This is a genomic window from Riemerella anatipestifer (assembly GCF_009663465.1).
GTDB classification, from domain to species: Bacteria; Bacteroidota; Bacteroidia; order Flavobacteriales; family Weeksellaceae; genus Riemerella; species Riemerella anatipestifer_C.
In genome coordinates, this window is the sequence record NZ_QXHU01000003.1 from 234,587 (window position 1) to 242,957 (window position 8,371).

At 36.7% G+C, this 8,371-nt stretch carries 8 protein-coding genes and 1 riboswitch; of the genes, 4 read left to right on the forward strand and 4 right to left on the reverse strand.

Features of this window, described 5'->3' with window-relative positions; translation table 11 throughout:
• The first annotated feature begins 34 nt into the window (after positions 1–34).
• Entirely contained in the window at positions 35–1,225 is a 1,191-nt protein-coding gene (gene sucC, locus D1003_RS05515; protein WP_004919719.1) for an ADP-forming succinate--CoA ligase subunit beta, read from the forward strand.
• A 136-nt stretch (positions 1,226–1,361) separates the two neighbouring features.
• Here the strand turns inward: sucC and D1003_RS05520 are convergent, their stop codons facing one another.
• From D1003_RS05520 to D1003_RS05535, 4 genes are all read right to left on the reverse strand, one after another.
• Positions 1,362–1,901, reverse strand: coding sequence for an IS1096 element passenger TnpR family protein (locus tag D1003_RS05520; protein WP_153936053.1), 540 nt, complete (start codon positions 1,899–1,901; stop codon positions 1,362–1,364).
• A 145-nt stretch (positions 1,902–2,046) separates the two neighbouring features.
• Entirely contained in the window at positions 2,047–2,664 is a 618-nt protein-coding gene (locus tag D1003_RS05525; protein WP_079207610.1) for a trimeric intracellular cation channel family protein, read from the reverse strand.
• Between the two features lie 31 nt (positions 2,665–2,695).
• Entirely contained in the window at positions 2,696–3,154 is a 459-nt protein-coding gene (gene coaD / locus D1003_RS05530) for a pantetheine-phosphate adenylyltransferase (protein ID WP_014937368.1), read from the reverse strand.
• A 6-nt stretch (positions 3,155–3,160) separates the two neighbouring features.
• Positions 3,161–4,144, reverse strand: coding sequence for a D-alanine--D-alanine ligase (locus D1003_RS05535; RefSeq protein WP_153936054.1), 984 nt, complete (start codon positions 4,142–4,144; stop codon positions 3,161–3,163).
• Between the two features lie 136 nt (positions 4,145–4,280).
• Positions 4,281–4,386: riboswitch (SAM riboswitch) on the forward strand.
• 61 nt (positions 4,387–4,447) lie between these two features.
• Here D1003_RS05535 and D1003_RS05540 point away from each other — a divergent pair.
• The 3 genes from D1003_RS05540 to D1003_RS05550 are packed head-to-tail and all read left to right on the forward strand — an operon-like array spanning position 4,448 to position 8,116.
• The gene (locus D1003_RS05540) at positions 4,448–5,386 is read left to right on the forward strand and encodes an alpha/beta fold hydrolase (protein ID WP_153936055.1); all 939 of its coding nucleotides are present in this window, start codon (positions 4,448–4,450) and stop codon (positions 5,384–5,386) included.
• 21 nt (positions 5,387–5,407) lie between these two features.
• Positions 5,408–6,946: an ACT domain-containing protein gene (locus tag D1003_RS05545; RefSeq protein ID WP_153936056.1), complete on the forward strand. Its 1,539-nt coding sequence runs from the start codon at positions 5,408–5,410 to the stop codon at positions 6,944–6,946.
• A 12-nt stretch (positions 6,947–6,958) separates the two neighbouring features.
• A complete protein-coding gene (locus tag D1003_RS05550; RefSeq protein ID WP_153936057.1) occupies positions 6,959–8,116 on the forward strand; it encodes a PLP-dependent aspartate aminotransferase family protein in 1,158 nt (385 codons plus the stop codon).
• Positions 8,117–8,371 lie beyond the last annotated feature (255 nt).

Here is an 8,371-nt window from a genome sequence, read left to right on the forward strand (position 1 = left end):
ATAAAATCGTAAAATTTAATACAAAAATATATTTATGAATCTTCACGAGTATCAATCAAAAGAGATTTTAGCGAAATACGGCGTTAGAGTACAAAGAGGTATAGTAGCTAGCACCGTAGAGGAAGCAAAAAAAGCAGCAGAACAGCTTTCTGCAGAAACAGGAACTAAAGCGTGGGTAGTAAAAGCTCAGGTACACGCAGGTGGTAGAGGTAAAGGTGGAGGTGTTAAGTTCTCTCCTAATATGGAAAAGTTAGAAGAAAACGCAAGAAACATCATTGGAATGCAGTTAGTAACGCCTCAAACTTCTGCTGAAGGTAAAAAAGTACACTCTGTACTTATTGCAGAAGATATGTATTATCCTGGAGATTCTGAACCAAAAGAATACTATGTTTCTGTACTTTTAGATAGAGCTAAAGGAAAGAATATGATTGTATATTCTACAGAAGGTGGTATGGATATAGAGCAAGTGGCAGAAGAAACGCCGCACCTTATCCATAACGAAGAGGTAGATCCTGCTTTAGGATTACAACCTTTCCAAGCTAGAAAAATTGCATTTAATCTAGGTTTAGAAGGAGAAGCGTTTAAGGATTTTGTAAAATTCATCACAGCTCTTTACAATGCTTATGTGGGAATTGATGCTTCTTTATTTGAAATCAACCCTGTTCTTAAAACTTCAGATAACAAAATCGCTGCAGTAGATGCTAAAGTAACTTTAGATAATAATGCTCTTTTCCGTCATAAAGATTTAGCTGAATTAAGAGATAAAAGAGAGGAAGACCCTACAGAAGTTGAAGCTGGTGAAGCTGGATTAAACTTCGTTAAGCTAGATGGTAATGTAGGTTGTATGGTAAACGGTGCTGGTTTAGCAATGGCTACTATGGATATCATTAAACTTTCTGGAGGTAACCCTGCTAACTTCCTAGACGTAGGTGGTACTGCAGATGCTGAAAGAGTAGAAAAGGCATTTGGTATTATCCTTAAAGACCCTAATGTAAAAGCAATTCTTATCAACATCTTTGGTGGTATTGTAAGATGTGATAGAGTGGCACAAGGTGTAGTAGATGCTTACAAGAGCTTCGGAGAACTTCCTGTACCTCTTATCGTAAGATTACAAGGAACTAATGCTGAAGAAGCTAAGAGATTAATTGATGAGTCTGGTTTACCAGTACATTCTGCAATTACTCTAGAAGAAGCAGCTAATAAAGTAAAAGAAGTATTAGCTTAATAACTCAACTAATAAAAAAATAAAGCCCACCTTCATTAGAGGTGGCTTTATTTTTTAGGTTCGTTTTTTCCGAGATATAAAAAAGGAATAGAAAAATTTCTCCATTCCTTTTTTAGTATTCTCTATTTTTTAGAGTTTAATCTTCATCATAAAAATCATCATTAAAATCGTCTGCGAAATCATCATCTTCGTCAAACTCATTCTCAAAACTATCAAAGTCATCAAAATCATCGCTCATCATAGTAGGTGTAGGTTTTGATGATGTATTTTTACTAGGAGCTTTCAATGGCATATTACCGTATCTAAACACCGTAATTGGATAATTTACCGCCGGTTTTTCCTTTATTACTTCTAAAAGCTCACAATAGAATTCCCACAAATCTATAAAACCATATTTAAATAACATCTTACTTCCTTTTTCAGGGAAGGCCTCCGTGATATACACATCAGACATAATCTCCCCATCTCCATCATCAGACATATCTTCTAGTGGTATTGCATTAAGTTCTGTCCACTCATTATCTGAAAAATAGAATGAAGACAATTCATCTCCTTGAAGACTGAATGCACTTTTGATACCGTTATGCAAATTCCATAAGGTTTGCTTACCTCTAACTTCAATGTCTCTGAAAACATTATCCTTCGTGTCTAAAATAACTCTGATTTTATAAACCATAACTCTTAATAAATTCTGCTTAAATTCGTTTGTTTAGAAATTTGCCACAAATATAAAACAAATGATATTTGAAGTAAATTTTTTTATTAGTTTTTTTTCACTATAAAAATACTTTTTTGATTGATTATTTTTAAGCTCTAAAAAACTAATCTTGAACATAAAATTTAGGCATCTGCCAATGGTATTTAACCGCTAAAGTCCTGATAGCTACAATAAGCAAAATAGTAAAAATCTGAACTACTGGATAAGACAAACGAGTGTAGGTTGCTAGAAGTATAAAGGTAGCTCCACCTAATATACAAGCTGTGGCATAGATTTCTTTCCTAAATATCAATGGAATTCTATTCAGTAGAATATCTCTAATAATCCCTCCAAAACACCCTGTAATCGTACCCAAAGTAATGCATATAATAGGGTGAAGTTCAGCACTCATACCTTTCTGTATGCCTATAATTGTGAACAGTCCTAACCCGAAACTATCAAATATAAAAAGCGTTACCCTAAAGTTTTGCTCAATAGATTTAAAAATCATTGAAATAACACAGGTAACAAAGATAACTCCACATATCCACAAATCGTGCATCCAAAATACAGGTTTAGCTAAAAGTAAATCTCTCACAGTACCACCTCCTACAGAAGTTACAAAAGCGATAATAAGAATCCCAAAAGGGTCTAACCTTCTTTGCATTGCGGCAAAACTACCAGACATAGCAAAAGATATGGTTCCTAGAAATTCTATTAAAAAATTGATATTTGCATGCATTGTTTGTGCTAAAAATAATTTTAAATTCGTTTTATACTCTTACAGCGTCAGGTACTAGCAATTCGTACTCACCACCGTGGCTTATAATTTCTCTTACAATACTACTGCTAATAAACGATTTACCTGAAGATGTTAAAAGGAAAACCGTTTCTAACTTTTTATGTGCCAAAGTTCTATTTGTATGTGCGATGGCTTTTTCAAACTCAAAGTCGGCAGGATTTCTCAATCCTCTTAGGATAAACTGTGCGTCTTTCTCCATACAGTAGTCTATTGTAAGCCCTTCAAACGAATCCACCTCTACATTTCCAAAATGCGACACCGATTTTTCTATAAACTCTATCCTTTTCTCAAGTGGAAACATATAATGTTTTTGAGAATTTTGCCCAATAGCAATAATAAGACGGTCAAAAAGTTTAGACGCTCGTTCTATAATATCATAATGTCCTAGAGTAATAGGATCAAAAGACCCTGGAAATACAGCAACTTTCATACTTTATTATTTTGCTAGAGCTTTTTCTACCTCGTTTCCACACAAATCTTTAATAGAGATACCGTAAATTCTCGCTTGTTGAGGAAGGATACTCGCAGGTGAAAACCCTGGGTTGGTATTCATTTCTAGCATATAAGGCACACCGTCCATAATAATATATTCACTTCTAGAAAACCCTTTCATTCCTAAAGAGTTATAAGCTCTCTTTGCAACCTCCTCTACTCTCAGTTTAGTAGCCTCATCTAGTCTTGCAGGGGTAATCTCTTGAGACGCTCCTTGATACTTCGCTTCGTAATCAAAAAATTCTGTCTCTGGGATAATTTCTGTAATACCTAAAACAATAGTCTCACCTTTGTAATCTAGCACGCCCACAGATACCTCCATACCGTCTAAGAAACTTTCTACTAAAACCTCATCATCTTCCAAAAATGCTTTTTCTAAAGCAGCTTCAAACTCCGAAGCCTCTTTTACCTTAGAAATTCCTAAAGAAGAACCACTTTGGTTGGGCTTTACAAATAGAGGCAGTTTTAACTCGTTGATAATTTCATCTTTATCATAAGCCTCTCCTTTTTTTATGTAGAAACTTTTAGCGGACGGAATACCATACTTTGCTAATACAGCCAAAGTATCTTTTTTATTAAAGGTAAGTGCACTTTGGTAAAAATCGCACCCTGTATATTTTTGACCTATGGCGTCCCAATACGCCTGTAACACACCATTTTCACCTGGTGTCCCGTGAATGGTATTAAAACAAACATCAAAGCGTAACACTTCCCCGCTAGGTAAGTTTACAGAAAAATCTCCCTTTTGTATTGGTAGTTTAGCCTCATTTTCATCTAAATAAAACCAACCTTCTTTAAGGACTACCACTTTATAAACATTATATAAATCACGGTCTAAAGAATCGTAAATTAGTTGTCCACTTTTTAGAGAAACTTTATACTCATCGGAGTATCCGCCCATAACTACGGCTATATTTTTTTTGCTCATCAGAATCTATAAATAAAAGTTGAATGCAAAGTTAGTTAATTTTAAACGCAAGGTTTTATTTTTTCGCTGAAAATATTGTTTAAAACAAAAAATAGTCTATCTTTGCTCTGCATTAGTTCATTGGAGAACATAGGAAATGTTATCAAGAAAGGTGGAGGGAATGGACCCTGCGAAACCTTGGCAACCCTTCCTTACGGAAGAAGGTGCTAAATTCTACCAAAGTTTTTTTGGATAGATAACATCAAGAAAACACCTCTTATTTCTTGGCAACATTTCAGTTATTTAAAATTTATAATAAGAAGAATGTTGCATCACCTCAAAATCGAAAACTACTTAACAACTACTGGATATAATGTAGATATCTCGCTTAGTTATGAGCTATTTGGGCAGCCTTTGCATACGGCTCCCGTTGTGCTCATCAACCACGCTCTGACGGGAAACTCTAATGTGGCAGGAACAAAAGGCTGGTGGCAAGATTTGGTGGGAGCAGGAAAAACCATTGATACCAATAAACTCACGATCATCTGTTTTAATATCCCTGGTAATGGTTATAATGATTCCTTTATTGATAATCCACAAGCCTTCACTACTCAAGAGGTAGCTCGGCTATTTATTTTAGGGCTAGAACAGCTTAAAATTAAGCAGTTAGACTATCTTATAGGTGGTTCCATTGGTGGTGCTATAGGTTGGGAGATGCTCCAGCTTAATAAAAACTTATCTAAAGTATTTGTGCCTGTGGCTTCGGATTTTAAAACAACTGATTGGCTCAATGCCCAATGCTTAGTCCAGAAATACCTCCTAGAAAACAGTGAAAAACCTCTACAAAAAGCGAGAGCTCACGCAATGCTGTGTTATAGAACTCCCTTTTCACTCAATAAAAGATTCAAAAGGCAAAAAGGAGACAATACAGACCTACTGCAATCTCACGAGTGGCTCAATTTCCACGGAGAAAGCCTTAATGCAAGGTTTACTCTAAAGGCTTATTTACTAATGAACCATCTGCTAACCACCATTGCGGTTGATGAGTCTTCGTTAGACGAAATAAAAACAGAATTCCATTTGGTAGCAGTGGATAGTGATTTATTCTTCCCTGCCTTTGAAATTGAAGAAACCTATCAACTTTTAAAAACCAATAATGCCAATGCCTACTACCACGAAATAAAATCGGTACACGGACACGATGCCTTCCTTATGGAATACGAGCAAATGAAACATATATTCAAATCAATTATTAAATATTAAATCAACTTAAAAAATTATATTATGCCTAATCAAGAAAACCTTAACATATATCCAAACAAAGCCATCATCAATTTTGAAGGCAAAGACTTTCTAGGTCAAATAGGGATAGACTCTCGCATCTTTACGGCTCTTAATAGAGCCAACATTAGCGTTGGCGTTATCTCTCAACAAGCGATAGAAAACGGCATCTCTGTACTCGTGGACGAAAGCAATGCCGAAGATGCAGTACAATGCCTAAAAGAAGAGTTTAAAAACGAAATTAACCAAGGGATTGTAAGCCAGATTTACAGTGTAGATGGCATTACTGTGATTGGTCTGGTAACGCCTGATTTCAACAAAATACTTACCGAACTCCAGCGTAACAAAATTTTCCCGTTACTTCTTAACCAAGTGGCTTCGGCGGGGCGTGTAAACATTGTAGTAGCGACCAACCAAGCCGAAAAAACCAAAAACATTATAGAAACCGAACTTTATGGCAAACCTAAAGCCGTACATTTGGTATTGTTTGGGCACGGTAATGTGGGTGGTACTTTGATAGAGCAAATCTTAGATTCTGCTTACGATATTTTGCAACGAAAGAGAATAGACCTTAAAATTGTAGCGATAGCCAACTCTAAAAATATTGTGTTTAACAAAGGAGGCTTCGGAAGCGATTGGCGACAAAAGGTTAAGTTTGCCAATACCCAAAATACTTTGGAAGACTTATTTCAATTTGTGAAAGAGCATCAGTTTGAAAACCTAATCGCGGTGGACAATACCGCTAGTAAAGATTTTGTAAAAAACTATCTAGAGTTAGCTGAACAAGGCTTTGACTTGGTTTCTTCCAACAAAATCTACAACACTCTTCCGATTGGAGAATACAAAAAACTAAGGCGTATCCTAGAAAAAAACAAAAAGAAATACCTCTACGAAACCAATGTAGGGGCAGGGCTGCCATTGATAGACACTATTAAGCTCCTCCATTTGTCTGGCGAAGACATTACACGCATTAAAGGCGTGTTTTCAGGGTCGCTTAGCTATATATTTAATAATTTTTCGGTGAGAGGAGATGCCTTTTCTACTATTATTAAAGAAGCGATGGAGAAAGGCTTTACCGAACCTGACCCAAGAGAAGACCTTTCAGGGAATGATGTTGCGAGAAAACTACTAATCTTGGCGAGAGAACTAGACTTAGTCAATGAATTTGAGGACATCAATATCCAAAACCTCATTCCTGAAAACCTTTCTGATATTAGTAAAGAAGATTTTATTTCAAGACTAAGCGAGCTAGATGATACCTACCAAAAGATTAAGGATAACCAAGAAACAGGCTATGTTCTGCGTTATGTAGGTGATTTGCACGGCAACCTAAGAGAAGACAAAGGTGTACTTGATGTAAAACTTGTTTCAGTACCTGCCCATTCGGCGTTAGGACAGCTCAAAGGCTCTGATTCTATCTTTGAAATCTATACCGAAAGCTACGGCGAAAACCCTATCGTTATTATGGGAGCTGGGGCTGGGGCTAAGGTAACCGCCAGAGGTGTCTTTGGTGATATTTTAAGATTAAGTGAAACTAAATAACAACTTTATAATATGAAAAACTTTGAAACCCAAGCCATCAGAAACCAAATCGCTAGAACTGATTTTCAGGAGCATTCGGTGCCGTTGTATCTTACCTCTAGCTTTGTTTTTGAAGATGCCGAACAGATGCGTGCCGCCTTTGCAGAAGAGGTAGAGCATAACATCTATAGCCGTTACAGTAACCCCAACACCAATGAGTTTACCGAAAAGATAGTACAAATGGAAGGTGCCGAGGCTGGATATGCCTTTGCTTCGGGTATGGCGGCTGTTTTTGCCTCGTTTAATGCTTTGCTTAAACCTAACGACCATATTTTGAGTTGCCAGTCGGTATTTGGTTCTACCCACTATTTATTTAAGACCCATTTCCCAAAATGGAATGTAGAAACCACTTACTTTAAAGCTGATGAAGTAGAGCTAGAAAAGTATCTAAAACCTAACACCCGCTTTCTCTATTTAGAAACACCTACTAACCCTGCGATTGAGATTTTAGACTTAGAGTTTTTTGGCAACTTTGCTAAAAAGCACAATCTTATTTTTGTGGTAGATAACTGCTTTGCCACCCCATATTTACAGCAACCTATCACTTACGGAGCCGACCTGGTCATACACTCTGCTACCAAAATGATAGACGGACAAGGGCGTGTGTTAGGTGGCATTGTAGTTGGAAAAAAAGAACTCATTAGAGAAATCTATCTCTTCTCTAGAAATACAGGACCGTCTTTATCTCCGTTTAATGCGTGGGTGCTTAGCAAAAGTTTAGAAACTTTGGCAGTGCGTCTAGAGAAGCATTGCGAAAACGCTTTAGCAGTAGCAGAGTTCCTAGAACAACACCCTAAAGTTTCTTTAGTAAAATATCCTTTTCTACCCTCGCACCCAAGCTACGAAATCGCCAAAAAACAAATGAAACACGGCGGTAATATTGTGGCATTTGAAGTTAAAGGAGGCATTGAAGGTGGCAGAAACTTCCTTAACAAGATAAAGTTATGCTCACTATCGCCTAACTTGGGAGATACTAGAACTATTGTAACCCACCCCGCCTCTACCACCCACTCTAAACTCACCGAAGAAGACCGCCTAGAAGTAGGCATTACGCCGGGGTTGGTGCGTTGTAGTGTAGGGTTAGAAAATGTAGAAGACATTATTTCTGATTTAAAACAAGCCTTAGATTAAGCCTATATCTAACCTAAAAGCCTAAGAGTGGTCTTAGGCTTTTTTTGCACTAAATAGTGCTTATCTAAAAAATATAAGACTAAAAACTTGCATACTTTGGCAAAAGGTGATATGTTTGCCATAGTTTTTATGACACGCAGTACCAACCACATACAAAAAAGTGTAAAAAAGTTGCAAAATTATTTGGTAGTTCCAAATAATTGTGTAAACACACACACACACACACACACACACACACACACACACACACACACA

Bases quoted from the DNA above. Each gene is read 5' to 3' on its own strand.
- D1003_RS05540 (WP_153936055.1), top strand. From the start codon at position 4,448: ATGTTGCATCACCTCAAAATCGAAAACTACTTAACAACTACTGGATAT.
- D1003_RS05535 (WP_153936054.1), bottom strand. From the start codon at position 4,144: ATGAGCAAAAAAAATATAGCCGTAGTTATGGGCGGATACTCCGATGAG.
- D1003_RS05520 (WP_153936053.1), bottom strand. From the start codon at position 1,901: ATGGTTTATAAAATCAGAGTTATTTTAGACACGAAGGATAATGTTTTC.
- D1003_RS05550 (WP_153936057.1), top strand. From the start codon at position 6,959: ATGAAAAACTTTGAAACCCAAGCCATCAGAAACCAAATCGCTAGAACT.
- D1003_RS05525 (WP_079207610.1), bottom strand. From the start codon at position 2,664: ATGCATGCAAATATCAATTTTTTAATAGAATTTCTAGGAACCATATCT.
- D1003_RS05545 (WP_153936056.1), top strand. From the start codon at position 5,408: ATGCCTAATCAAGAAAACCTTAACATATATCCAAACAAAGCCATCATC.
- coaD (WP_014937368.1), bottom strand. From the start codon at position 3,154: ATGAAAGTTGCTGTATTTCCAGGGTCTTTTGATCCTATTACTCTAGGA.
- sucC (WP_004919719.1), top strand. From the start codon at position 35: ATGAATCTTCACGAGTATCAATCAAAAGAGATTTTAGCGAAATACGGC.